21 protein-coding genes and 3 pseudogenes are annotated in these 23,610 nt (G+C 70.2%); 13 read left to right on the top strand and 11 right to left on the bottom strand.

Annotated features, from left to right (window positions below; all coding sequences use genetic code 11):
* Positions 1-3: 3 nt before the first annotated feature.
* Entirely contained in the window at positions 4-1,221 is a 1,218-nt protein-coding gene (glgC, locus tag EFK10_RS21920; RefSeq protein ID WP_127357354.1) for a glucose-1-phosphate adenylyltransferase, read from the top strand.
* Between the two features lie 103 nt (positions 1,222-1,324).
* Here glgC and EFK10_RS21915 read toward each other — a convergent pair whose 3' ends face one another.
* A complete protein-coding gene (locus EFK10_RS21915) occupies positions 1,325-1,651 on the bottom strand; it encodes a hypothetical protein (RefSeq protein WP_127357353.1) in 327 nt (108 codons plus the stop codon).
* A gap of 37 nt (positions 1,652-1,688) precedes the next feature.
* Here EFK10_RS21915 and EFK10_RS21910 point away from each other — a divergent pair, with 37 nt between their 5' ends.
* The gene (locus EFK10_RS21910) at positions 1,689-2,312 is read left to right on the top strand and encodes a GTP-binding protein (RefSeq protein ID WP_127357352.1); all 624 of its coding nucleotides are present in this window, start codon (positions 1,689-1,691) and stop codon (positions 2,310-2,312) included.
* Between the two features lie 134 nt (positions 2,313-2,446).
* A complete protein-coding gene (locus EFK10_RS21905; protein ID WP_127357351.1) occupies positions 2,447-4,300 on the top strand; it encodes an AMP-dependent synthetase/ligase in 1,854 nt (617 codons plus the stop codon).
* Here EFK10_RS21905 and chvE read toward each other — a convergent pair.
* From chvE to EFK10_RS21890, 3 genes and pseudogenes are all read right to left on the bottom strand, one after another.
* Positions 4,293-5,396, bottom strand: coding sequence for a multiple monosaccharide ABC transporter substrate-binding protein (gene chvE, locus EFK10_RS21900; RefSeq protein WP_127357350.1), 1,104 nt, complete (start codon positions 5,394-5,396; stop codon positions 4,293-4,295). The genes EFK10_RS21905 and chvE overlap by 8 nt on opposite strands.
* Positions 5,397-5,685: 289 nt before the next feature.
* Complete coding sequence (locus EFK10_RS21895) at positions 5,686-6,183, bottom strand: hypothetical protein (protein WP_127357349.1); 498 nt, start codon at positions 6,181-6,183, stop codon at positions 5,686-5,688.
* Between the two features lie 34 nt (positions 6,184-6,217).
* Positions 6,218-6,577 (bottom strand): annotated as a pseudogene (locus tag EFK10_RS21890) (TetR/AcrR family transcriptional regulator); the annotation flags it as partial.
* A 372-nt stretch (positions 6,578-6,949) separates the two neighbouring features.
* On the opposite strand from EFK10_RS21890, the gene EFK10_RS21885 reads away from it, so the two are divergent.
* From EFK10_RS21885 to EFK10_RS48805, 8 genes and pseudogenes are all read left to right on the top strand, one after another.
* Complete coding sequence (locus EFK10_RS21885) at positions 6,950-8,431, top strand: catalase (RefSeq protein WP_127357348.1); 1,482 nt, start codon at positions 6,950-6,952, stop codon at positions 8,429-8,431.
* A gap of 42 nt (positions 8,432-8,473) precedes the next feature.
* The gene (locus EFK10_RS21880) at positions 8,474-8,782 is read left to right on the top strand and encodes an aquaporin (protein ID WP_127357347.1); all 309 of its coding nucleotides are present in this window, start codon (positions 8,474-8,476) and stop codon (positions 8,780-8,782) included.
* A gap of 143 nt (positions 8,783-8,925) precedes the next feature.
* Positions 8,926-9,159, top strand: a pseudogene (locus tag EFK10_RS53375) (nitroreductase/quinone reductase family protein); the annotation flags it as partial.
* A gap of 322 nt (positions 9,160-9,481) precedes the next feature.
* Positions 9,482-10,312: a DMT family transporter gene (locus EFK10_RS21870; protein ID WP_240677382.1), complete on the top strand. Its 831-nt coding sequence runs from the start codon at positions 9,482-9,484 to the stop codon at positions 10,310-10,312.
* 98 nt (positions 10,313-10,410) lie between these two features.
* Positions 10,411-11,154, top strand: a complete 744-nt coding sequence (locus EFK10_RS21865) for an HAD family hydrolase (protein ID WP_127357391.1) — start codon at positions 10,411-10,413, stop codon at positions 11,152-11,154.
* Complete coding sequence (locus tag EFK10_RS21860; protein ID WP_127357345.1) at positions 11,151-13,493, top strand: glycoside hydrolase family 65 protein; 2,343 nt, start codon at positions 11,151-11,153, stop codon at positions 13,491-13,493. The genes EFK10_RS21865 and EFK10_RS21860 overlap by 4 nt, the downstream gene beginning before the upstream one ends.
* A gap of 66 nt (positions 13,494-13,559) precedes the next feature.
* Positions 13,560-14,024: an SLATT domain-containing protein gene (locus tag EFK10_RS21855; protein ID WP_127357344.1), complete on the top strand. Its 465-nt coding sequence runs from the start codon at positions 13,560-13,562 to the stop codon at positions 14,022-14,024.
* Between the two features lie 100 nt (positions 14,025-14,124).
* Positions 14,125-14,265 carry a hypothetical protein gene (locus tag EFK10_RS48805; protein ID WP_206305537.1) on the top strand — a complete coding sequence of 47 codons (141 nt, stop codon included), beginning with the start codon at positions 14,125-14,127 and terminating at the stop codon, positions 14,263-14,265.
* A gap of 67 nt (positions 14,266-14,332) precedes the next feature.
* Here EFK10_RS48805 and EFK10_RS21845 read toward each other — a convergent pair whose 3' ends face one another.
* On the bottom strand, positions 14,333-15,223 hold the full coding sequence (locus EFK10_RS21845; RefSeq protein ID WP_127357343.1) for an NAD(P)H-binding protein: 891 nt from the start codon (positions 15,221-15,223) through the stop codon (positions 14,333-14,335).
* A 124-nt stretch (positions 15,224-15,347) separates the two neighbouring features.
* On the opposite strand from EFK10_RS21845, the gene EFK10_RS21840 reads away from it, so the two are divergent.
* Positions 15,348-16,193: a LysR family transcriptional regulator gene (locus EFK10_RS21840; protein WP_127357342.1), complete on the top strand. Its 846-nt coding sequence runs from the start codon at positions 15,348-15,350 to the stop codon at positions 16,191-16,193.
* A 722-nt stretch (positions 16,194-16,915) separates the two neighbouring features.
* Here EFK10_RS21840 and EFK10_RS21825 read toward each other — a convergent pair.
* The 4 genes from EFK10_RS21825 to EFK10_RS21805 all read right to left on the bottom strand — a co-directional run bounded on the left by EFK10_RS21825 (position 16,916) and on the right by EFK10_RS21805 (position 20,363).
* Positions 16,916-17,812 (bottom strand): diacylglycerol kinase catalytic domain-containing protein, encoded by an 897-nt coding sequence (locus tag EFK10_RS21825; protein WP_127357341.1) that lies wholly within the window; start codon positions 17,810-17,812, stop codon positions 16,916-16,918.
* Positions 17,809-18,801 (bottom strand): SPFH domain-containing protein, encoded by a 993-nt coding sequence (locus EFK10_RS21820; protein WP_127357340.1) that lies wholly within the window; start codon positions 18,799-18,801, stop codon positions 17,809-17,811. Before EFK10_RS21820 ends, EFK10_RS21825 begins: the two co-directional genes overlap by 4 nt.
* A gap of 316 nt (positions 18,802-19,117) precedes the next feature.
* Positions 19,118-19,399, bottom strand: coding sequence for a VOC family protein (locus tag EFK10_RS21810; RefSeq protein ID WP_127357339.1), 282 nt, complete (start codon positions 19,397-19,399; stop codon positions 19,118-19,120).
* Positions 19,400-19,427: 28 nt separating this feature from the next.
* Positions 19,428-20,363, bottom strand: a complete 936-nt coding sequence (locus EFK10_RS21805; protein WP_407647117.1) for a MerR family transcriptional regulator — start codon at positions 20,361-20,363, stop codon at positions 19,428-19,430.
* A 97-nt stretch (positions 20,364-20,460) separates the two neighbouring features.
* Here EFK10_RS21805 and EFK10_RS21800 point away from each other — a divergent pair, with 97 nt between their 5' ends.
* A complete protein-coding gene (locus tag EFK10_RS21800; RefSeq protein ID WP_127357338.1) occupies positions 20,461-22,005 on the top strand; it encodes an alpha/beta hydrolase in 1,545 nt (514 codons plus the stop codon).
* 331 nt (positions 22,006-22,336) lie between these two features.
* Here EFK10_RS21800 and EFK10_RS53370 read toward each other — a convergent pair.
* Together EFK10_RS53370 and EFK10_RS21785 are read right to left on the bottom strand one after the other, a co-directional pair.
* Positions 22,337-22,645 (bottom strand): annotated as a pseudogene (locus EFK10_RS53370) (alpha/beta fold hydrolase); the annotation flags it as partial.
* Positions 22,646-22,876: 231 nt separating this feature from the next.
* Complete coding sequence (locus EFK10_RS21785; RefSeq protein ID WP_127357336.1) at positions 22,877-23,482, bottom strand: DUF4142 domain-containing protein; 606 nt, start codon at positions 23,480-23,482, stop codon at positions 22,877-22,879.
* Positions 23,483-23,610 lie beyond the last annotated feature (128 nt).

The raw sequence follows: 23,610 nt of genomic DNA, 5'->3' as shown, positions 1-23,610 counted from the left end.
GCGATGCGTGGCGGACCTTCGGTGCTGGGAATCGTACTGGCGGGCGGAGAGGGCAAGCGGCTCATGCCGCTGACCGCCGACCGTGCCAAACCGGCCGTGCTCTTCGGTGGCGCGTACCGGCTGGTTGACTTCGTCCTGTCCAACCTCGTCAACGGCGACGTCATGCGGATCTGCGTCCTGACGCAGTACAAGTCGCACTCCCTCGACCGCCACATCACCACCACCTGGCGGATGTCCAACCTCCTCGGCAACTACGTCACCCCGGTGCCGGCGCAGCAGCGGCTCGGCCCCCGCTGGTTCCTCGGCAGCGCCGACGCCATCTACCAGTCGCTGAACCTCGTGCATGACGAACAGCCTGACTACATCGTCGTCTTCGGCGCCGACCACGTGTACCGCATGGATCCGCGTCAAATGCTCAAGCAGCACATCGAGAGCGGCGCCGGCGCCACGGTCGCGGGGATACGGATACCGCGCGAGCAGGCCTCGTCCTTCGGCATCATCACGCCGGGTCCGGACGGCATCCGCGTCGAGCGTTTTCTCGAGAAGCCCGCCGACCCGCCGGGTCTGGCCGGTGACCCGGACCGCGTGTACGCCTCCATGGGGAACTACATCTTCACGACAAAGGTGCTGCTGGACGCCCTGTACCAGGACGCGGAGGACGACGACTCGGTGCACGACATGGGCGGCAGCATCCTGCCCATGCTCACCGAGAAGGGCCAGGTCCAGGTCTACGACTTCGACGACAACCACGTCCCCGGCGAAACCGCCCGCGACCACGGCTACTGGCGTGACGTCGGCACCCTGGACCAGTACTACGACTCGCACATGGACCTGATCTCCGTCCACCCCGTCTTCAACCTCTACAACCGCGAATGGCCGCTCTACACCCACTCCCTGCGGCTGCCCCCGGCCAAGTTCGTGGCGGGCGGCATCGCGAGCGAGTCCATGGTCGCCCCCGGCTGCATCATCAGCGGCCAGGTCACCCAGTCCGTCCTCTCGCCCGGCGTCGTGGTGGAGGAGGGCGCCGTCGTCCAGGGCTCCGTCCTCCACGACAACGTCCGGATAGGCCGTGGGGCCATCGTGCGGCGCGCGATCCTCGACAAGAACGTCGTCGTGCCCCCTGGCGCCACGGTCGGGGTAAACCCGGATCGCGACCGCGAGCTGTACCACGCCTCGGCGAACGGGATCATAGCGCTGGGAAAGGGGCAACGGGTTCTGTAGAACCTGTTCCGGGGCTCGGTCCGCCGCTGCGGCACCGCATGGGTCCCCCCGGCCGAAGGCTGGGGGAGTGCCCCCATTTCGACAGCGGTCGCTCCACTTCGGCTCACTCGCCCAATGGGGCACCCCCTGAGGTGAGATCGGGCAGCGTGCTCGCCCGGAGCGTGCAGGCGACCAGGCCGCCGGAGGTGCGCCGCAGGGTGGGCGCGGTCGCGGGGTGGTGGTCGGCGATCAGGTCGGCGATGCGGTACGCCGTGTCCTCGTCCGCCGCCGTGATGCGTACGTATGCCGTGCCATCGCGCTGCGCGGGAACCCGGTGATGATCGGTCACGGACGCCTCCTGGGGGTCGCTGCGAACGCCCGGGAAGACAGCGGCGCGCAGCGCACGGTTCTGCTCGGGGGTGGTGTTCACCCGCACGGGTGCTGTCTTCAAGAAGTTGACGTGCGCGAGTCATTGAAGCCGTGCGTGGATGCACTTACAAAACCCTGAGAACGCTCTTAAAACCGGCGACCTCCCCCCATTCCACGACGGCACCCCCTACCAGCAGCAGACGTTCACCAGGACCGGTGTGACCGGCACCTACACCGGCACCTACACCGGCGGCTCCACCCAGTTCGACCTGTACGTCGACGCCGGCAGCACGGTCGGCAACGGCCCGCAGATCCGGGTCAGTTACGACCTCACAGGCAACGGGGACGACGAGACCGACGAGGACGAGGGCGAGCACAGCCGCCACCTTCAAGCCCTCTACGACAGCGCCGAGTTCAGCTGCGAACAGCCGCTGGCCCCTCGCGCCTTCACGGACTTCCTCGACAGCCGCCCCGCCGGCCTCTACCGGATGAAGGGCGTCGTCCAGTTCGCCCCCGACGCCGGTCAGCGCAAGTACACCCTGCACGCCGTCGGCGGCTACCTCCGCTTCCAGCCCGCCCCCTGGGACCGTACCGACGACCGCGCAACCCAACTCGTCATGATCAGCTCGGGCATTGACGCCGAGGCCCTCACCAAACAGCTGAACGACTGCGTCGAGCCAGACCCGGCCGGCGCCACCGAGGAACAGCTGATCCCGGTCCTGCGGTACGTCCGCGGCGAGTAGCCTCAAGGGGCGAGAGCACACCTTTGGCACCGCCTCTGGGCAAGCGTGCCGAAGACCGGTATTTTTCCCTCTCTGCCGCCCATTTGGCCGTGGTGCGGCACTGACCGGGGGACAGCCAGCGGAAGGGAAGTGCGGTGCGCCAGTTCAGCTTCCCGCCCCTGGTCGAACCGCTTCGCTCGGGCGGACTGGCCGACTCCGTGTACGACGTGGCCCAGCGCTATCCGGGCCTGCCGCAGCTCGCCCGCCGCGACCCCGAGGACCCCGGCACGTGGCACCAGGTCACCGCCCGTACCTTCCGCGACGAGGTGATGGCTCTCGCCAAGGGCCTGGTCATCAACGGTATCGGCTTCGGCGACCGCGTCGCCCTCATGGCCAGAACCCGCTACGAATGGACCCAGTTCAGCTACGCCCTGTGGTCCATCGGCGCCCAACTCGTCCCCGTCTACCCGACCTCCTCCGCCGAGCAGGTCCGCTGGATCCTCACCCACTCCCAGGTGACCGCTGTCGTGGTCGAGCACGAGGACCATGCCATGACCGTCGGCGCCGCCTGCGGCGGTATGACCGACCTGCAGCGCATCTGGCAGCTCGACGACGACTGCGTACGTCAGATCACCGAGCAGGGCCGCCGCGTCCCCGACGACGCCGTCAACCGCCTGCGCTGGGCCGTCGAACCCGGATCCACCGCCGTCATCTCCTACACCTCCGGGACCACCGGGCGGCCCAAGGGCTGCGTCATCACCCACGCCAACCTGGCCGCCGAGTGCGACACCCTCGTCGCCGGCTTCAGCGAGATCTTCGCCCCGCTCGGCCAACAGCCCTCCGTGCTCGCCTTCCTGCCGCTGTCCCACATCTACGGCCTCATGGTCCAGGTCGGCTGCCTGCGCGGCGGTGTCATCCTCGGCCACCAGCCCGACCTCGCCCCCGCGGCCCTGCTGCCGGCTCTCGCCTCCTTCCGGCCCACCTTCCTGCTGGCCGTGCCGTACGTCTTCGAGAAGATCTTCCAAGGCGCCCGCCGCAACGCCGAACGGTCCGGTCGCGCCCGCCTCTTCGACCGCGCCACCGAGATCGCCCAGCGCTACGCCGAGGCCGTCGAGCGCCGCAACCTCGGCCAGGGCCACGGTCCCGGGCCCTTCCTCCGCGCCGCCCACGCCACCTTCGACCATCTGGTCTACGCGCGACTACGTGCGGTCTTGGGCGGCCGGGTACGCCACGCCGTGTCCGGCGGCTCCCCCCTCAGCCGTGAGGTCGCCCTGACCTTCGCCGGCGCCGGCATCAACGTCTACGACGGCTACGGCCTCACCGAGACCACCGCCTGCATCACCGCCCAGCCCGTCGCCCGCGCCCGCTACGGCACCGTCGGCCGCGCCCTGCCCGGCGCCTCCGTACGCATCGCCCGGGACGGCGAAGTCTGGGTCAGCGGCGAAACCGTCTTCGCCGGCTACCTCGACGACACGGCGGCCACCGACGCCGTCCTGCGCGACGGCTGGCTCGCCACCGGTGACCTCGGCCGCCTCGACGAGGACGGCTATCTGATCATCACGGGCCGCAAGAAGGACATCATCATCACCAGTGGCGGTAAAAGCGTGGGCCCGCAGCTGCTCGAAGAGCGACTGCGGGCCCACCCGCTGATCTCCCAATGCGTCATGGTCGGCGACAACCGCCCCTACATCGCGGCGCTCATCACCCTCGACCCCGAGGCCATAGAGCACTGGCGGCACCTCAACGGAAGCCACTCCGCGACCGGCACCCTCAACCGCCCCCGGGCCGCCACCGCCATCGACGCCGCCGTACGCGCCGAGATCCAGCGCGCGGTCTCCACCGCCAACACCGCGGTCTCCCGCGCCGAGTCCATCCGCGTCTTCCGGATCCTGCCCTCGGAGTTCACGGTCGCCGACGGTCTCCTGACGCCCTCGCTCAAGCTCCGCCGCCGCGCCATCGTCAGGGCGTACGCGGCGGAGATCGACGAGCTCTACGCGACCGCTACTTGAGGTCGGAGGCCTTGATGTAGCCGCTGTCGATGAGCTCCTTCTTGTAGTTGCTCTTTTCGACACTCACCGGCTGCAGCAGATACGCCGGCACGATCTTGTTGCCGTTGTCATACGTCTTGGTGTCGTTCACCGGCGGCTTCTTGCCGCTCAGCAGCGCGTTGCCCATCTCGAACGTCACCTTGGCCAGCTTGCGGGTGTCCTTGTAGACCGTCTCCGTCTGCTCGCCCTTGATGATCGACTTCACCGAGTCGACCTCCGCGTCCTGCCCCGTCACCACCGGCAGTGGCTTGGCCGCCGTACCGTACCCGTCGTTCTTCAGCGTCTGGATGAGGCTCCGCGAAATGCCGTCGTACGGCGCAAGCACCGCGTCCAGGTGCTGGTTGGCGTAGTTCTCCTTCAGAATGAGCGCCAGCCGCTGCGCCGCGTAGGTGACGTCCCAGCGCAGCGTCGCCACCTGCGTGATGCGCTTCTGGCCGCTCCCGATGACCAGCTGCTTCTTGTCGATGTACGGCTGCAGCACTTTCATCGCACCGTTGAAGAAATACTGCGTGTTGTTGTCGTCGGGCGAGCCCGCGAACAGCTCGATGGTGTACGGGCCCGTCGTGCTGCCGTCCTTCAACCCCAGCTTCTGCACGATGGCATCGGCCTGCAGCTCACCGACCTTGAAGTTGTCGAAGGTCGCGTAGTAGTCCACGTCGTTCGACGCCAGCAGCAGCCGGTCGTACGAGATGACCTTGATCCCCTTCTGCCTGGCATTCACCAGCACGTCGCCGAGCCCGGACCCGTCGATGGAGGCGATGATCAGCAGCTTGTCGCCGTTGTTGATCATGGTCCGGATCTGGTCGGCCTGCGTGTCGGCGCTGTTGTCGGCGTACTTCAGGTCCGTCTTGTAGCCCTTGGCCTGGAACTGCTTCACCAGACTGTTTCCGTCGGCGATCCAGCGCTGCGACACCTTCGTCGGCATCGCGATCCCCACCGTCGCCGGGCCGCTGCTCCCGGAGCCGGACCCGCCACAGGCCGTGGCGCCGGCGACTATCGCAACCACGGGTATCAATGCTGCGGTGGTACGCAGTCGGGCGGCTCTGGCACTGTGCATGGCGTGGATCCTCTCGGCGGGTGTTCGGGGATGCGTCCCGAAACGCCGTCGCCGATCGCGGCTCCCACCGTCCCCGTGGTCACACGCAGCAGCCGGAGCCCGTGCTCTCGCGACGGACGTCATCGGGCTTGTTCAATTAGCCGGGGGCACTGGCACCCCGCTGTATGACCGCCACGGCGATCTGCCGGAGCGTCAGGACGGCCTCCACCATCACACGGCACCAGGTTCACCGAGGCCGCCCGAGGCGTACGCCACAAGGTGAGCGGAGGCTAGCACACGGCCGCAGGCGTCAACCCCCCGGGTAGCCGCGTGAAGTGTCGAACGGCGGCAGGGGACTGGGGCCGTTAGGATCCCAGCGCTCGATCGGCGGCAGCTCACGCACCCGCTGGCGCCTGCGGCCCTGGCCCGGGCGGCTCCACCGGGTGGCCAGCACAGCCCCCAGCCCCACGGCTGCCGTCGGCAGCCCGGGCCACGCCGCGCGCAGGTCAATGGGCCCGCCGGCCGTGGTGACGCCACCGGTCGCGCCACCCGTGGCCCCGCCTGTTACCCCGACCGTCGCGCCGCTCTGGGTCGCCATCGCGGTCGGCGTGGCCTGCGGGACGGCGGCCGCGCTGCCCTGCGACGCCGTGGGGGCCGCGGTGGCGGCAGCGGAGGAGGCGGCCGTACCGCCACTGTCAACGGTCAGCCTCACCCCCAGCGCGGCCAGCGCCTTGGCCACCGGCTGGAAGAACGTCACGCCGCCGTTGGTGCAGTCACCGCTCCCGCCGGACGTGATACCCAGCGCCACGCTCCCGGCGAAAAGCGGGCCGCCGCTGTCCGCGCAGCTCGGCGAAGGCCTCCTGCAGCGCGGCCGGCGTTTCGGGACTGGCGAACGTCAGGTCGACGGCGTGCGTGAACATCGCGTCGTACAGCGCGGGTCGTTGCTCGGCGAACGCGGCGTACGTCGCGGCGACATCGGCGAGGGCCTGCCGTGAGTCCGTCGCCGCCGTACGGGCCGCGCGCAACTCGTCGGCGAGCTCGGCGAAGCCCTGCATCGAGACCGCGGCCATGATCGCGTCCTTGCCCTTGAAGTGGCTGTAGAGCACCGGCTGGCTGTACTCGATCTCCGTGGCGAGCCGCCGCGTGGTCACCGCGTCCCATCCCTCGGCCTCGGCCAGCTCCCGCGCGGCCGTGACAATCAGCCGCTCCCGCTCTGCTCGCTCGCGCTCCCGGCGCGTCTGGCGGGAGTGGCGGGCGGGAACGGGGTTCCCGTCGCCCTCCCTCGCCGTTTCCGTTGGTCTGGCGATTCCCAGACCGCTGAGCCGCCACGAAATGGATCCCGGCCGGGTCGATTGCCCGACCCCTTCTACTGGCCGCTGCCAGCCATCGCCCACCCCCTCGCGCGGCGATCGGTCACCCTGCGCTCACCGATTGTGGCGGAAAGCACATATTGCCTTATCCATACCTTTCATTGGTTCATGCAATGAGTTGCCCGTTTTTATGCTGGTTCCAGATTGGACCTAGTCCAGACTAGGACCGAGTCTCTCAGTGATCGGATCACCGGAGGTTTCGAAATGACCACACAGCACCCCGCCCGTCCCACCCTCACCACCGAGGCGGGCGCACCCCTCGCGGACAACCAGAACACCGAGACGGCCGGCCCTGGTGGGCCTCTGCTCTTCCAGGACCAGCAGCTGTTCGAGAAGCTGGCGCACTTCAACCGGGAGCGGATCCCGGAGCGGATCGTGCACGCCCGTGGCGCCGGTGCGTACGGCACCTTCACGCTGACCCGGGACGTCAGCCAGTGGACCCGGGCGAAGTTCCTGTCCGAGGTCGGCAAGCAGACCGAGACCTTCCTGCGGATGTCCACCGTCGCGGGCAGCCTCGGCTCGGCGGACGCCGTGCGGGACCCGCGTGGCTGGGCGCTGAAGTTCTACACCGAAGAGGGCAACTACGACCTCGTCGGCAACAACACCCCGGTGTTCTTCATCAAGGACGCCAGCAAGTTCCCCGACTTCATCCACACCCAGAAGCGCGACCCGTACACCGGCTCGCAGGAAGCGGACAACGTCTGGGACTTCTGGGGTCTGTCGCCGGAAGCGACGCACCAGGTGACCTGGCTGTTCGGCGACCGCGGCATCCCGGCCTCGTTCCGCCACATGAACGGGTACGGGTCGCACACGTACCAGTGGAACAACGAGGCCGGCGAGGTCTTCTGGGTCAAGTACCACTTCAAGACCAACCAGGGCATCAAGAACCTCCCCGCGGAGGAGGCCGCGGTCCTGGCGGGCGCCGACCCCGACAGCCACCAGCGTGACCTGCGCGAGGCCATCGAGCGCGGCGAGTTCCCGTCCTGGACCGTGCAGGTGCAGATCATGCCGGCGGCCGACGCGGCGAACTACCGCTTCAACCCGTTCGACCTCACCAAGGTGTGGCCGCACGCGGACTACCCGCCGATCGAGATCGGCAAGCTCGAGCTCAACCGCAACCCCGACAACGTCTTCGCCGAGGTCGAGCAGTCGATCTTCTCGCCGGCCCACTTCGTGCCCGGTATCGGGCCGTCCCCGGACAAGATGCTCCAGGGCCGCCTGTTCGCGTACGCGGACGCCCACCGCTACCGGGTCGGTGTCAACGCCGACCACCTGCCGGTCAACACCCCGCACGCCACCGAGTCGCAGACCTACGGACGCGACGGCGCCATGTACGACGGCCGCCACCGCAGGGCGAAGAACTACGAGCCGAACAGCTTCGGCGGACCGGTCCAGACCGACCGTCCGCTGTGGTCGGCCACTGCGGTCAACGGCTACACCGGCAACCACGCCGCGCCGACGCACGCCGAGGACAACGACTTCGTCCAGGCCGGCGAGCTCTACCGGCTGATGCCGCAGGACGCGAAGGACCGCCTGGTCACCAACCTGGCGAACGCCATCTCCGGCGTCTCCGCCGACCGTGACGACATCGTCGACCGGGCGATCAGCAACTTCAGCCAGGCCGACGCCGACTTCGGCAGGCGCCTGGAACTCGCGGTGAAGGAACTGCGCGGCCAGCACAGGTAGACCGGCGGCGACGGACGCCCGTTCCGGCGGTCGATCCACCCGATGCACAGCCCAAGCTCGTCGGTCTCAGTTAAGGACGCGAACCATGGCTGTACAAGCTGGCCCAGCGGCTCTCGGCCCGCCACCGCCCCCCTCGTGGTCGGCTTCGCCCTCGCCACGGCCGTCTTCATCGGCGGCCCGACGGACGGCGCCGCCGTCAACCCGGCCCGCGGCCTCGGCCCGATGATCGCCTCCGGCTCCTACGGCGGCTGGTGGATCTCCCTCGCGGGACCGATAGCCGGTGGCGTCGTCGCCGCCGTGCTCTACAACACCTTCGTCCGCAAGGGCGAGCCCGCCGCGGTCGAGCAGTAGCCCAGGGCCGACCACGCCCTGGCCAGGCACGCCGCCCGCTGACCGTTTTCCCGCCCCACCATCGCGATGACGGGAGGCCCCCTGCCGTCGCGACGTAGACCCCGAGGGCCCCGCCTGACCACCCGACGGGGCCCTCGGTACCAATGCGACGACCTCGGGGTCCACGGCGCTCCGCCCGCCGTGAGCACAGCCAGGCCGGGATGGGACTGGCTGTGCCCACGGCGGGCGGAGGCACCGCCGCGCCGAGCCCGGGCGAACGCGTCCGCGACCAGGTCGCCCTGTACGAGGCGACCGACGGCCGCGAAGGCGGACCGCTGGAGGGCCGTCCGGTCGTCATCCTCACCACCAAGGGCGCGAAGACCGGCAAGATCCGCAAGACCCCCTGTTTCGGGTCGGACGCGACGCCACCTACGCCGTGGTCGCGTCCGCCGGCGGCGCGCCGAGCATCCCGCCTGGTACCGGAACGCGCTGGCAGATCCGGTGGTGCACCCGCAGGACCACGACCGGACGCTCCTGGTTCGGGCGCGGGAAGTGGTGCCTCGACCCGGCATGCCGCCGCCTGCCTGGGGGGCAGGCACTGCGAGGCTGCGGGAGCATGGGCGTGGACGTATGTGCGCCCGGAGCAGCCGCAGGAGGGAGAAGCCGGTGGGGTCCCTGGTTTCGGTTGTCTTCGCGCTGTTGGCCGCGGGGAGCAATGCGATGGCGACCGTTCTGCAGCGCCGGGCGGCGCTGGATGTGCCGCTCGACGAGGGCTTCCGGCTGAAGCTGGTCATCGATTTGCTGCACCGGCCGGTGTGGCTGGGCGGCATGGCCGCGGTCGTGGCGGCGGCGGGTTTCCAGGCGCTGGCCCTGCTCAACGGGGCGCTGGCCGTCGTACAGCCGATCTTCGTGCTGGAGCTGCCGTTCGCGCTGCTGATCGCTGGAGTGGTGCTGCGGCGGCGGGTGACCCGGCACGGTTGGGTCGCCGTGACGTGCATCGCCGCCGGGCTGGGGATCGCGCTGGCTGCCGCGGCTCCTTCGAACGGGATCGACCGGCCCACGGGGACCGGCTGGGTTCTGGTCATGGTCTGCTGCGTCGGGACCATGGCGGTTCTCGTCCATGTCGCGCTGCGGCGCCCCGAGGGCCGTGTCCGCGCCGCCTGCTTCGCCGCCGCTGCCGCCATCGGCTACGCACTCACCGCGGCCCTGCTCAAGGACGCCACACACGCCTGGCAGACTGGCGGTGCCGCCGGTTTCTTCCTGGCCTGGCAGACCTACGCCTTCGCCGCCGTCGGCGTTTGCGCGCTGTTCCTGTTGCAGAACGCCGTACAGTCCGGCCCTCTGGTGGCATCCCAACCTGCTCTCACCCTGGGCGATGCCCTGGTCAGCCTTTCACTGGGCGTCACCCTGTTCGGAGAGGGAGTACGCACCGGCTGGTGGCTGATCCCCGAGATGGCAGGGGCCGCTCTGGTCCTCTACGGAGCCGTACACCTCGCCCGGATCCCCCTTACCCAGGCCCTGGTCGCACCGCCCGCGCGAACCCGGGGCTGACCGCCGGTGCGACGGGATGGCTGACAGGTCCTCACGCGTCCGGCTGGTCCGGGACGGCAGCAGGCATGCCGGGGGCGATGTGGGGGGAGGCGGGTTCCATGACGAAGACCGGTCTCCCGGACGGCATCCGGGCTTGCCTGTTCGACCTCGACGGCGTGCTGACGAAGACCGCGGTCGTCCACGCCGCCGCGTGGAAGCAGACGTTCGACGACTTCCTGCGCCGCCGTGACGGGGCGGGATTTCGCCCCTTCGACGCGGTGGCCGACTACGACGAGTACGTCGACGGGCGCCCGCGCGCCGACGGGGTGCGGGCTTTCCTGGCCTCGCGCGGCATCGAACTGCCCGAGGGCGTCGCCGACGATCCCCCCGACCGGGACACGGTGCACGGCCTGGGCAACCGCAAGAACGTGCTTCTGCTGGAGAAGATCCGCACGGAGGGCGTCGAGGCGTACCCGGGCTCCGTCCGCTACGTCGAGGCCGTGCGCGCGGTCGGCCTGAGGACGGCCGTGGTCTCCTCCAGCGCCAACTGCCGCGACGTCCTGGTCTCCGTCGGCATGGACAAGCTCTTCGAGGTGCGCATCGACGGTGTCGTGGCCGCCGAGCGCAAGCTCCCCGGCAAACCGCACCCCGACACCTTCCTCGAGGCCGCGCGCGAGCTGGGCGTCGAGGCGGGGGAGGCGGCCGTCTTCGAGGACGCGTTGGCCGGCATGGACGCCGGCCGGGCCGGCCACTTCGGGTATGTCGTGGGGGTCGACCGCGTCGGCCAGGCCGACGCCCTGCGCTCGCACGGCGCCGACATCGTCGTACAGGACCTCGCCGAGCTGCTGGAGGAGGACGCGTGATCAGCCACTCCTCCTTCACCGTCGAGCCCTGGTCCCTGCGCGAGACCGGGCTCGACCTCGACGTGATCGCGCAGAGCGAGTCGGTCTTCGCCCTGTCCAACGGCCACGTCGGCTGGCGCGGCAATCTCGACGAGGGCGAGCCGCACGGCCTGCCCGGCTCCTACCTCAACGGCGTCCACGAACTGCATCCGATGCCGTACGCCGAGGCCGGTTACGGCTTCCCGGAATCCGGCCAGACGGTCATCAACGTGACCGACGGCAAGATCATCCGGCTGCTGGTCGACGACGAGCCGTTCGATGTGCGCTACGGGCGGTTGCGCTCGCACGAACGTGTGCTCGACCTGCGCAGCGGGCTCCTGCAACGTACCTGCGAGTGGACGTCCCCGGCGGGCAGCACCGTCCGGGTGCGCTCCACCCGGCTGGTCTCCCTCACGCAGCGAGCCATCGCCGCCATCTCCTACGAGGTCGAGGCACTGGACACCGACATCCGCCTCGTCGTCCAGTCCGAACTGGTGGCCAACGAGCAGTTGCCGCAAGCCGACGGCGACCCCCGGGTCTCCGCCGTACTGGAGTCCCCGCTGCAGCCCGAGGAACACCTCGCCGAGGGCACCCGACTGCGCCTGGTGCACTGCACCGCCCTCAGCGGCCTGCGGGTCGCGGCGGCTGCCGACCACCTCGTGCACGGGCCGCCGTCCACCGAGGCCTCCAGCGAGAGCAACGATGACACCAGCCGGTTCACCATCACCTCCGAACTGGCGCCGGGAGAGACGCTGCGGCTGGTGAAGCTGGTCTCCTACGGCTGGTCAGGCGTGCGTTCGCTGCCTGCCGTACGCGACCAGGTGGAAGCCGCCCTCGCCGGCGCGCGCGTCAGCGGCTGGCAGGGTCTGGCCGACGAGCAGCGCGAATACCTGGACGCCTTCTGGGCGCGCGCCGACGTCGAGATCGACGGCGACGCCCAGATCCAGCAGGCCGTCCGCTTCGCCCTCTTCCACGTGCTGCAGGCCGGCGCCCGCGCCGAGCAGCGTGCGATCCCGTCCAAGGGCCTGACCGGTTCCGGATACGACGGGCACTCCTTCTGGGACACCGAGAGCTTCGTCCTGCCACTGCTCACCTACACATCCCCGGACTCCGTCGCCGAGGTGCTGCGCTGGCGGCAGGCCACCCTGCCCGCCGCCCGGGACCGCGCCCGCACGCTGGGCCTGCGGGGAGCCACCTTCCCCTGGCGGACCATCGACGGATCCGAATGCTCCGGCTACTGGCCGGCCGGCACCGCCGCCTTCCACATCAACGCCGACATCGCCGACGCCGTCGTACGCTACGTCTCGCTCACCGGCGACGAGGACTTCGAGCGCGAGACCGGCGTGGAACTGCTGGTGGAGACCGCTCGCCTGTGGCGCTCCACCGGCCACCACGACCCCGACGGCCACTTCCACATCGACGGGGTCACCGGGCCCGACGAGTACAGCGCGATCTCGGACGACAACGCCTACACCAACCTCATGGCCCAGGCGAACCTGAGAGCCGCCGTCGACGCCGTCGAGCGCCACGTGGAGCAGGGCGCGGCCCTGGGCGTCGACGACGAGGAGACCGCCGCCTGGCGGGACGCCGCCGCGGCCATGACCGTGCCGTACGACAGCGCTCTGGGAGTCCACGAACAGTCGGCCGGCTTCACCCGCCACCAGGTATGGGATTTCGCCGGCACGCCACCCGAGCACTACCCCCTCATGCTGCATTATCCGTACTTCGACCTGTACCGCAAGCAGGTGATCAAGCAGGCTGACCTGGTGCTGGCGATGTTCTTTCGCGGCGACGTCTTCGACGACGAGCAGAAAGCGCGCAACTTCGCCTACTACGAGCAGCTGACCGTACGGGATTCCTCCCTGTCGGCGTGTGTCCAGGCCGTCATGGCCGCCGAGGTCGGCCACCTGCGCCTGGCCTACGACTACTTGGGCGAGGCGGCCCTGATGGATCTCAACGATCTGGAGAACAACACCCGCGACGGCCTCCACATCGCCTCCCTCGCCGGCACCTGGACGGCCCTGGTCGCCGGCTTCGGCGGAATGCGACAGCGCGACGGGCTCCTCGACTTCGCACCCAGGCTGCCCGAGAAACTCAAGCGCCTCGCCTTCACGTTGCAGGTGCTGGGCCGCCGCCTGCACGTCGAGATCACCGACTCGCAGACCGCCTACACCCTGGTCGAAGGGGAACCCCTGGACATCCGCCACTTCGGCCAGCCACTCACCGTCTCCGGCAAGAGCCCGCAAACCCGCCCCACGCCGGCCGTAATCACCCGCCCAGCCCCGGAGCAACCCCACGGCCGCGTACCGCGCCGCCGCTGACGCGGTACGCGGCCCCAAGCACTTTCGCGTTGGTCCCGGACCTCTGAACTCAGGCAAGATGTTCGCGTGTTCAGACGCAGACGGACGCCACTCCCGCCCCCGGCCGACGACGATCCCCTCCTGGCGCAGGCACTCACGGACCTGGCCTGGTACGCGCGCAGCCGTGACCGTGCGCGCCGGTGGCATTGGACTACCGAGCTCAGCGCCCTGATCACCGGGGCTGCCACCGTCGTCGCCGCCGGCACCCGCGCGCCTGCGATCGTCACCGCCACCGTGGCGGGGGCAACCGTCTTCATCGGCGGATCCCGCCAGGTCTTCGGCCACTCCGAGCGCCACGTCGTAGCGGCGGAAGCCTGGTCAAGACTGCGTCTCGCGATACAGCGCTACCGGCTGATCCCCGAGGCGGAACGGGACTCCGACAGCCGTCAGCGCCTCCTGGAAGAGATGGAGTCGACAGCGAATGCCGAACTGCAGGACTGGGCCACCTACCGCCGCGCGATCCGGACCGCGCCCAGGCCGGGTGGCCAGTAGAGGCACTTCACTCGGTCGATTGACCGACGGGTGAGACGCGGACGCGGCAGCCCAAGGTCAACGACTGGTCGCCGGAGAAGCCTCTGGGCAAACTGCTGAGGTGAACTCGAACCTGTATCCCGAATTGGCCGCTGCGGGCAGCCTGGCGGCGTGGGGCGCCGCGTATGCCGCCTCGGGCGCGGACGCGGGCGTCGTAGAGGCGACGACGGCAGCGACCACCGGTTTCTATACGGGCGAATAGGGCGTATCTTTCGGATCATCCCGGGACCGCGGGCCCGGCGTCTCGGAGCCGGCCTGATCCGAAAGCCCTAGGCCAGGACGGCCGGCCTGAGCACGTCCTCGCACCACTGGCGGAAGCGGGTGGGCGCGGACTCCAAGGTGCTTGGCTCGACGGCACCGTAGAAGCCCTGGTCGTTCAGGGCCTCCACCATGTCGGACAGTCCCTGCGCCCAGCCCTCGCTCGCCCCGAAGCGCAGCGCCGTCGCCCTGTAGTCCGCGCTGCTGGTCCGCTGGACGTGCACCGGACGGTCCAGCACCTCGGAGACGATCCGTGCCATGCCCTCGGGAGACAGGTCGTCGGGTCCGACCAGCGGGACGTCGTCCTGCCCGGTCCAGGAGCCGTCGAGCAGCAGTCGGGCCGCCGTTGCGGCGATATCGCGGGTGGCGCAGGTGCGCAGAACGCGGTCCTCCTCCGCCGCCAGGAAGAACACGCCAGCGTTGCGGATCGACTCGGCCTGGCCCAGCAGGTTCTCCATCAGGAACGGCGGGCACAGCGCCCGGTAGTGCACACCCGTGGCCGCGATCGCCTCGTCCATGGCGAGCGACGCCGATATCTGCCCGGCGTTCTTCGCCACTCCGCGGCCCAGGGTGGAGACGCCGACGACCCGCTCGACGCCCTGGCGCCCGATCACCTCGCGCAGTGGCTCGGTGAAGTCGCGGAAGTGGCCCTCGACGCTGTCAGCCGAGGGTGTCGGGGGCACCAGCCAGAACAGGCGGTCGGCGCCCGCGCATGCCTCCTTCAGAACGGCGGGGTCGGCGTGCGATCCCGGTACGACCTCGACGTGTTCGCGCACCCGCGGGGAGAGGCGAGCGGGGTCGCGGGCGATCACCCGGATCCCCGCCGTGCCGTCCGGCGCGTCGAGGAGGTGGTCGAGGACCTGCCGGCCGATCTGGCCGGTCGGGGTGGTAACGACGATCATGAACAACTCCAAGAGAGATGCTTCACTGGATGTCGTCGAGCCTGCTGCGTGGCGTGCCCGAACTGAAGGACCGATCCGCTCCCGCTTGTTACCCTCAGGGCAATACCGAACAGAGGGGGAGAGCGTGGAATCCCGCCCGCTGCGCTACTTCGTCGCCGTCGCCGAGGAGCTCAACTTCGCCCGCGCCGCTGAGCGGCTGGGCATCTCCCCGCCGCCCCTGTCTCGCGCGATCCGCCAGTTGGAGTCGGAGATGGGCGTCACCCTCTTCGAGCGGACCACCCACAGCGTGGCGCTGACCCCGGCCGGAACGGTGCTCCTCGAGGAGGCGAGGATCGCCCTGGACGCCCTGCAAGCCGCCGAGCGGCGGGCTCAGCGCGCGGCCGCCCCGGAGCCGAAGCTGGTCCTGGCCGTCAAGGCCGACGGGGACGCGGGACTGCTGGAGCCGATCCTGGCGCGCTACGCGTCCGAGCCGACGGCCGTACCGGCCGCCGTACGGCTGTGCGGCTGGCACGAACAGCCGCGACTCCTGCGCCGGGGGGAAGCCGACGCGGCCCTGGTCCACGAGCCCTTCGACCGCACCGGCCTGGACACCGAGACGCTGGCCGCCGAACCGCGCGTCGCGGCCCTCGCCGCCACCCACCCGCTCGCCGCCCGGGACCGTCTGGCCCTCGCCGACCTCGGCCTGCGCCCCGGCGATCTGCACCGGTTCCGCGACGAGATCCGCAGCGAGGGCCGCGACCTCGCCCAACTGCTCACGCTCGTCGGACTGGGCGGCCTCACCCCCCTGCTGCCCGCCTCCGTCGCCGCCCGCTATCCGCGCCCGGGCGTCGTCTACCGGCCGGTCCCGGAGGCACCGCCCGCGGTCCTCGTCATCGCCTGGCCGCAGCAGTCCCGTTCGACGGCCACGGCGGCGCTCGTCCGTGCCGCCGCGTCCGTGGCCGACGCCGTGCGGGACCGGCAAGCGGGCTAGGGCCGTTTCCTCGGATCACCTTGCGGACCAGATGAAGATGCCCTTCAAACTCAAGCAGTGGCGGCGGTCTCGCCACCCGATACGACAAGACCGCATTTGCTCTCCTCCTGGCTCATGTGGCGCTGCCAATCGAGAAAGTCGTCGACGTGGTTCGGGTGGACGCGGTGGGTAACCACAACGGTCACAAGCGGATCCGTTGGTTGTGTGCCGCCGCTGACAACCTGCTGGGTCGCGGGACCGTCAAAAGCTATCGAGTCGAATCGGTATACGACATCCCACTCGGGTTGCAGGGGGCGTCGGCGGAGAGATCTCGGCGCCGAGTACCCGGCATATTCGGCGGCAGCGGCGTTGTGTCTCCTGCCACGTTTCGTACTCCCGCTCCAGTCCTGGCAGAACCTTCTGGCCGACGATTACCGCCGCCGCGGCGTCTTCGAGTTTTTCGGTGTTCGTTTGCTCAGGCCGCCGGCACCGACTGGTTTTCGTTGAGCCGGCTGTAAATTCGTTCCGGAGTCAGGGGCAGCGCGCGGTAGCGGACACCCGTGGCGTCCCTGGAGCGCATTCGCCAACGCGGGGGCCACCGGGTTGATACAGCATTCCGCCATCCCCTTCGACCCCATGGGCCCAACGGAATCCGCCGAGTCCACCAGGAGCAGGTCGGTGCGGGGGATATCGGACGGTCGTCGGATGACTTCGGTGATGGTGTTGAGGTCCGTGGGACCCTTTCAGCTGAGCAGTTGCAGCCGGGTCCCGGCGATGCCGATGTGGACAACCTGGCCCCAGGTGAGTTCCAGTGCGTCGGCTTCGATGCCGTCGCCGAAGGCGACCAGACGGTCGGATTCCACGGTGAGCGAGAGCCGTTGGTCCTGGGCGAGGACGCCGTGGACCTGCGTGGTTCCGGTGGTGGGGGAGGGCCAGGCCTCACGGACGAACCAGGCGAGTTCGGGACTGGCCGGGGCGGGGAGCGGCAGTGGGCTGCCGCGCTCGAGCCAGGCGGAGCGGCACCAGCCGGTGGCGCCGGTGCCGGTGCCGACCAGTACGCCTGAGCTGGCCTGCGGTTCGGGGGCGTTGCCCGCTTGCAGGCGGTAGCGCGCGGTCTGGTGGCCCGGCTGGCCGAGGTAGATCTCGTTGAGGGCGAGGAGCCGTTGGGTGTCGTCGGCGACGGCCTCAACCATAGTGCGGGGGTCCAGGCGGTCCTCCAGCTCCGGTGAGGCGGCGGCGCGGAGCAGTTTGGCGGCGTCAGCGGCGCGGTGGCGGACCAGGACGCCGGGGTTACGGCCTGGTTCGGCGTCGATGCCCAGCACCGGCTGCCCGTCCAGGTACTTGGCGGCGTTGGCGACCAGCCCGTCCTGCCCGACGACGACCACGATGTCGTCGGGCGCGAACAGGAAGCGGGCCAGGTCGCCGCGCTCCACCCGGGCATGCCGCCAGTCGGCCGGGACCGCCCCCGCGACCTGCGCGAGGGCGGCCTCGGTGAGCCGGTGCCGGCGCTCCACCTCCTGGATCTCCCGTCCCCGGGTACGCAGGAAGAACTCCGCCTGCCCCCGGGTGCCGTGACGGTCGATCAGCTCCTGGTACTCGGTACGCCGGTGGACCAGGACGGCGCGCGGGGGCAGGCTCATCGCGTCAGCCTGCCCAGCAGGTCGGTGACCAGATCCGGGGTGAGCGTCAGATGCTCCACCTTGGGCAGGTTACCCGCCAGTTCCATGAGCGCGAGCGCGTGCAGCACGGCCGGGTCGACCTGCTGGTGCGCGGCGAGCCGGTCGGCCTCGGCAGCCGCTGTGGCCGCGCCGAGTGTCCGTAAGGCCTCGGCCTCGGCGGCGGCCAGGGTCGTACGGCGGCCGGCCTCGGACTCCGTACGGACGGTCGCGGCGGCGGCCTCCTCCTCGGCCAGGCGGCGGGCGTTGGTGCCCTGTTGGGCGACCAGTTGCTCCTCGCGGCGGGCAAGCTCGATTTTGCTCTCCAGCTCGTTCTCGGAGATCGCCCGCTCCCGCTCGACGGCGACGGCACGGCGCTCGTACGTCGCCCGGTCCGCCTCCTGCTGGATCTGCTCACGGGCCGGAGTACGCAGTGCCCGCTCCACTTCGGGCTCGGGCCGCAGCGCGACCACGCGTACGGCGATGACCTCGAGTCCCGTCTCGGCCAGCCGCGGCTCGGCCGCCAGCCCCTCAGCCATCCTCGCCCGCACCTCGGCGACGCCGTTGACCAGCGTATCGGCGAGGCTGGTGCGGGCAAGCAGGTGCAGGGCGTGCTGCTGGGCGGTCTCGGTGAGCAGCGTGCCGATCTGATCCAGCGGCGCGGCGCGCCAGATCCCCGTACCGGGGTCGATGCTGAAGTCGAGCCGGGTAGCCGCGGCCGCCGGCTCGGTGATCCGGAACGTGACCGTTGCCTGCACGGTGACGTCCTGGAAGTCGGCGGTGCGGGCGTGGAAGAGCATGGCCAACTCGCGGTCGTCCACGGGCACTTCGGAGAGGGCGGCAATCAGGGGCCGGAACCAGAAGGCGATTCCGGCGCCGTCGTGGGCGAGTTGGCCGCGGCGAAGGTGGCGGATGTGCGAGGTGGGTGCTGCGCGCAGGTGTCGCAGTCCGAAGCGCTTGCTGATGTCGGCCATGGCGGCCCCCTTGTCGTCAGTAAGACGATAGCGAGAGTCGACGCTTATCGTCAAGGTGACCTTATCGGCGAGTCGCTGGTCGGGGCCCACTGATCAGCAGTGGTTGCCGGCGGCGTTGCGGTCGCTGCTGTCCCGGGAGACGGTGTACTTGGTGGTCAGGACGAAGCGGTCGCGCACTCCTCCGGGGATGCCCCTACACGGCCTTGTTCGCCGAAGGTCATCGCACTCAGGAACAGCTCCGAGACGCGTAACCCTGTCCGGCCCAGCAGCCGGTATCGCAAGGGTGGTTCCCTTTCCTCATCGTTGCGTAAGAGGATCAGGAGCCGAACAGCTTCGCGGCTTCACGGGCGATCTCCTGCGGGGAGACGTCGCGCAGGTGTTGCGACATGCCCCAGCGGTGTCCGAACGGGTCGATGACCTGCCCGTGCCGCTCGCCCCAGAAGGTGTCCTGCAGGGGGTGGAACACCTCGGCGCCCGCGCCCAGGGCCCGCTTCCACAGCGTGTCCACGTCGTCGGTCGAGACCTGCAGCGCCCCGTAGGTGCCACCGAGGGTCAGCGGTGAGACGATGCCCTGCTCCGGGAACTCGTCGGCGATCATCACGGTCGAGTAGTCCCCGAAGGCAAGCTCAATGGTGAGGACCTTGCCGCCCGGCTGGATGGGCGAGCTGGGTGTCCAGGGCGGCGAGGAGCCAGTCGTGGGCGGCGCCGGGGGTGGGTTGTGACGGGCCGGTCAGTTCGGCGGTGAGTTTCCAGTAGTGGTCGATGCGGGGATCCGCGGCGAGCATGCGGCTGAGGTGGTGGCGGAAGGCGGGGGTGTCGCGCGTGCCGCGTGAGCGGGCGTAGGCGGAGACGAAGCAGTCGAGTGCCTCGCCATCTTGCGGTGGCCGCTGTGCCCGCAGTTCCGGAGATGCCAGCGCGTACGCCTCGCGGAGACCGTCGTAGAGCACGGCCGGGCGGTAGCCCTTGTCGGGCCGGTGCGCTGTGGGCTGGCCGCGATCGTCGCCGAGGCAGGGGGCGGAGACGAAGGCGTGCAGCCGTGCGAAGGTCAGGACCTGGGCCGGGACCGGCTCCGCCGGGGGCTGCGGGACCGCCTGATCGAGGATCGCGGAGACCAGCCTGGCCGGGAGCCGCGGGGGCAGCCAGCGCCGCCAGAAACGCGCCAGAGCGGCCGTGCTGGGCGGGGCGGATACGGCGCCGATCAGGCGCAGCCGGTCGGCGCGTTCCTCGGGGGTGCAGTCCTGGAGCAGTTGGAGGGCGGCTTCCCGCCAGCGCAGGGCGGCCAACCGCGAGCCGAGCTCCTGCAGTTGCCCTGCGACGACATCCTCCAGCGCGTCCTCCTGGTCGAGGATCCGGGCTACTTGCGGGACCGGCAGGTCGAGGGCGCGCAGGGAGCGGATCGTACGGAGCCGGTCGAGCGCCTCCGGGCCGTACCGGCGGTGGCCGCCGGTGCTGCGGGCGGCTTCGGGCAGCAGGCCTCGGTCCGAGTAGAAGCGGACGGTCTTAACGGTGACGCCCGCCTGCCCGGCGAGCTCTCCGATGGTCCACATGCTGTCAGGGGGCACGGCTTGAACCTCCCTCAGGGGGAGTTCCTACGGTACCGGTGAGAGCGGATGGCCTGTGCGGCCGGCCGCGCGGAGCATTGCGTGCGAGGAGAGGTTCATGACGGCATTCGTACTGGTGTCGGGCACCCACACCGGCGGGTGGGTTTGGCAGGAAGTGGCCGGTCGGCTGCGGGAGTCGGGGGCCGAGGCGTATCCGGTGACGCTCACCGGCATGGGTGACCGAAGCCATCCGGCGGGACCCGACACGGACCTGGAGACGCATGTCCAGGAGCTGGTGCAGCTGATCGACCAGGTGGACGCGCCCGATGTGGTGATCGTCGGTCACTGCTACGGCATCTACCCGGTGCTCGGCGCCGCCGACCGGCGCCCGGAGCGGATCGCCAGGATCGTCTCCCTGGATGCGGGCCTGCCCCAGGACGGCGACACGGCCCTCACACTGGTGCCCGACCAGGCGATCCGCGACCGGCTGCTGCACGGCGCGGAGCCGGGCGACGAGCCGGCCGAGGACGGCTGGCAGATCCCCCCGCCGCCGCTGGACGAGTGGCAGCGCTGGGGCAGCGTCGCCGGCATCCCCGCAGACGCGCTGGCACGGCTGGCCCATCTTGCCGTACCGCAGCCGACGGGCACGCTCACCCAGCCGCTACGGCTGTCGGGGGCGGTCTCCGAGCTGCCGACGACCGGCGTCCTGTGCACCGCCAACGGGTCGTCAATCGCCCTGGTCGAGGCCCTGGTGAGAATGGGGGACCCCCTTCTCCGGGCCCTCGCCGACGCAGGGGCGAGCTTCTTCGAACTCGACACCGGGCACTGGCCGATGCTCTCCACCCCCGACGAGTTGGCCGGGGTGCTGCTCCAAGCCGCCGCCGGGGAAGGGCACCGAGTGGCCAGGGCGGTGTGCGAACAGCCCGAACATAGTCGGCCGTTCGTCTTGGACGTACCGGAGCGGCGTCGCGAGCGGGTGGGGCAGGTCGACCTATACCTGCCTGATGACCTGCCCGATGATGTGTCTGATGCCGACCGCCCCCGGCCGGCGGTGGTGTTCGTCCATGGCGGCCCGTTTCCCCGCGACGCGCGGCCGACGCCGCGAGACTGGCGGACCTTCGTCGGCTACGGCCAGTACGTGGCGAGTCTGGGAGCGGTCGGCGTGACGCTGGATCACCGGCTCCACGAACTCGCCGACTACGGGCGTGCCGCCGAGGATGTCGCCGAAGCCGTCGAGTTCATACGAGCTGATCCGCGCGTCGACGGGGAACGCGTCGCGCTGTGGTTCTTCTCCGGCGGCGGGTTGTTGTCGGCGGACTGGCTCGCGGCGCCCCCGTCGTGGCTGCGGTGCGTCGCGGCGACCTATCCCGTCCTCGCGCCGCTGCCGAACTGGGTGGTAGTCGATTCCCGATTCCGCCCTGCGACTGCGGTGCGTATGGCGGGGCAGCTGCCGATCGTGTTGACCCGGGTGGGGCTGGAGCTCCCGGAGATCGCGGTGACGGTCGAGGAATTCCTGACCGCCGCCAACGACCGCAAAGCCAATGTCGAGATCGTCGACGTGCCGCTCGGCCACCACGGCTTCGAGACGATCGACCACACCGAGCAGGCGCGCGACGCTGTGGAGCGCGCGGTGCGGTCCGTACTGGGGCACCTGCGGAGCTGAGGCACTGGAGCAGGTGCCAGGGCGTCACCCCCGCTGCTCGCCACGGAGGAACAAGCCCGCCAGGAGAGCCCCGGCGAGGACGATCACCGCGTTGACCAGGACCGCTGTGCTGACGCCGTCGAGGATCGCGTCCCCGCTGCCCGAGCCGCCGCTCCGGGCGGCGACGCAGCCCGGTGATTGCCGTGGGGGAGGGCAGGTCGGACAGGGCGAGGCCACGCAGGACGGACGGCAGGACCCGCTGGTCGGGGGTCGGCGGGACTTCCGGAACATCGGCGACGACAGCAGGGGGAGGCTGATCGCTCTTGGCGGCGAGCCAGGCGTCCAGCCCCTCCTGCTCGATCGCGGCAGCGGATTCCAGGTTGTGCCGCGCGTGCGTCTGCCGCGTCATCCATGCGGTGGGTGGGACGACCAGGACCAGTCGGGAGAACCGTTCGGGGGCCTGGACGGCTGCGTGCAGGACGGTGGCGCACCCCATCGACGCACCCATGGCGTCGACAGGTTCTGTGGCGCCCAGATGATCGAGCGGGGCCAGCAGATCGTCCACGAGGGAGGCATAGGTGTAGTCGGTGTCCACAGGCTCGCCCGTGGACCGGCCGTGTGCCCGGGCGTCGTAACGGACCAGGCGCCGCCCCGCATCAAGGACCGGCGCCCAGTTGACGGTTGTGCCTGCCCCCTGTCCTCATAGCCGTGCGCCCCGTCTCGGCAACCGAGGGCTCCGGTGGAGTACGCATCGACCCGCCGCAGCGTCGTCCGTCCTCCGGACACCCTGCCCGGTCCGGTACCGAACCCGTCCAGAAAAGCTCCGAGAAGTCATACGCCGTCGGACGGGCTGATCCACACGCCCGTCCGACGGCCACGTCACCTCAGAAGATCAGTGCCGGGCGGCCGGCCGGTCCGAGTGGACCTGGGCCCGGTGCCCGCCGGCGTGGGTCTTGGGCGCACTGGGCGCGTGGCACACGCCCCCGCGGACCATGGCCAGGTGGCGCACGACGACCGGCCGTGCCGCCCGTGCCGCCGCCTTGACCTGCGCGTTCCGGCCGGAGGCCACTTCACTGTCGATCAGTCGCAGCGCCTCGTTGTGGGCGCGGGCCTGCAGGTTCAGCCACGCCGCGTCGTACGCCGTGCGGGTCTTGGCCTTGACCGCGGCGAACTGCGCCTTCTCCATGGCTGTCGGCGATGCCGGCAGGCTCACCCGCAGCCGCTTGGCCAGTGCGACGCCGCCGGCGTCGAGCCGGCGGTGATCCCGCACCAGGATGGTCGCCACCTGCTTGACGCAAGCAGTCCGCCCGTGCGCCACGGCGTGCTGCGACGAGGCGATCTCGGCCATGTTGGCCTGGTGGATGCTGCGCAGGAAAGCGGTGTCGCGGCTGCTGACACTCGGCACTGGGGCGGCGTGAGCCATCGAACCGACGGTTCCCAGCGCTATCACCAGGCCGGCCGTCGCGGCAGCCGAGCACCAATGGCGGACACGAGTCATGGCATGTTCCCTTCTCGCGGGCGCCCCTGCAGGGCGCCGTGCATACCCCTACGTCCCACTGGCGCCCGCATCCGACACGAACCAGACACGAATGGATCAGCAGCGTCACCCGAGTGGCTAGGCCGTTT

This window comes from Streptomyces soli, assembly GCF_003999195.1.
GTDB classification, from domain to species: Bacteria; Actinomycetota; Actinomycetes; order Streptomycetales; family Streptomycetaceae; genus Actinacidiphila; species Actinacidiphila soli.
The sequence above is the reverse complement of the archived record's forward strand: the minus strand, read 5'-3'. Positions and strand labels throughout refer to the sequence as shown.

Coding starts and splice junctions, on each gene's coding strand:
- glgC (WP_127357354.1), top strand. CDS start 4: ATGCGTGGCGGACCTTCGGTGCTGGGAATCGTACTGGCGGGCGGAGAG.
- EFK10_RS21910 (WP_127357352.1), top strand. CDS start 1,689: ATGCACTTACAAAACCCTGAGAACGCTCTTAAAACCGGCGACCTCCCC.
- chvE (WP_127357350.1), bottom strand. CDS start 5,396: ATGCACAGTGCCAGAGCCGCCCGACTGCGTACCACCGCAGCATTGATA.
- EFK10_RS21885 (WP_127357348.1), top strand. CDS start 6,950: ATGACCACACAGCACCCCGCCCGTCCCACCCTCACCACCGAGGCGGGC.
- EFK10_RS21880 (WP_127357347.1), top strand. CDS start 8,474: ATGCACAGCCCAAGCTCGTCGGTCTCAGTTAAGGACGCGAACCATGGC.
- EFK10_RS21870 (WP_240677382.1), top strand. CDS start 9,482: ATGGCGACCGTTCTGCAGCGCCGGGCGGCGCTGGATGTGCCGCTCGAC.
- EFK10_RS21865 (WP_127357391.1), top strand. CDS start 10,411: ATGACGAAGACCGGTCTCCCGGACGGCATCCGGGCTTGCCTGTTCGAC.
- EFK10_RS21845 (WP_127357343.1), bottom strand. CDS start 15,223: ATGATCGTCGTTACCACCCCGACCGGCCAGATCGGCCGGCAGGTCCTC.
- EFK10_RS21825 (WP_127357341.1), bottom strand. CDS start 17,812: ATGAGCCTGCCCCCGCGCGCCGTCCTGGTCCACCGGCGTACCGAGTAC.
- EFK10_RS21820 (WP_127357340.1), bottom strand. CDS start 18,801: ATGGCCGACATCAGCAAGCGCTTCGGACTGCGACACCTGCGCGCAGCA.
- EFK10_RS21810 (WP_127357339.1), bottom strand. CDS start 19,399: ATGATCGCCGACGAGTTCCCGGAGCAGGGCATCGTCTCACCGCTGACC.
- EFK10_RS21800 (WP_127357338.1), top strand. CDS start 20,461: ATGACGGCATTCGTACTGGTGTCGGGCACCCACACCGGCGGGTGGGTT.
- EFK10_RS21785 (WP_127357336.1), bottom strand. CDS start 23,482: ATGACTCGTGTCCGCCATTGGTGCTCGGCTGCCGCGACGGCCGGCCTG.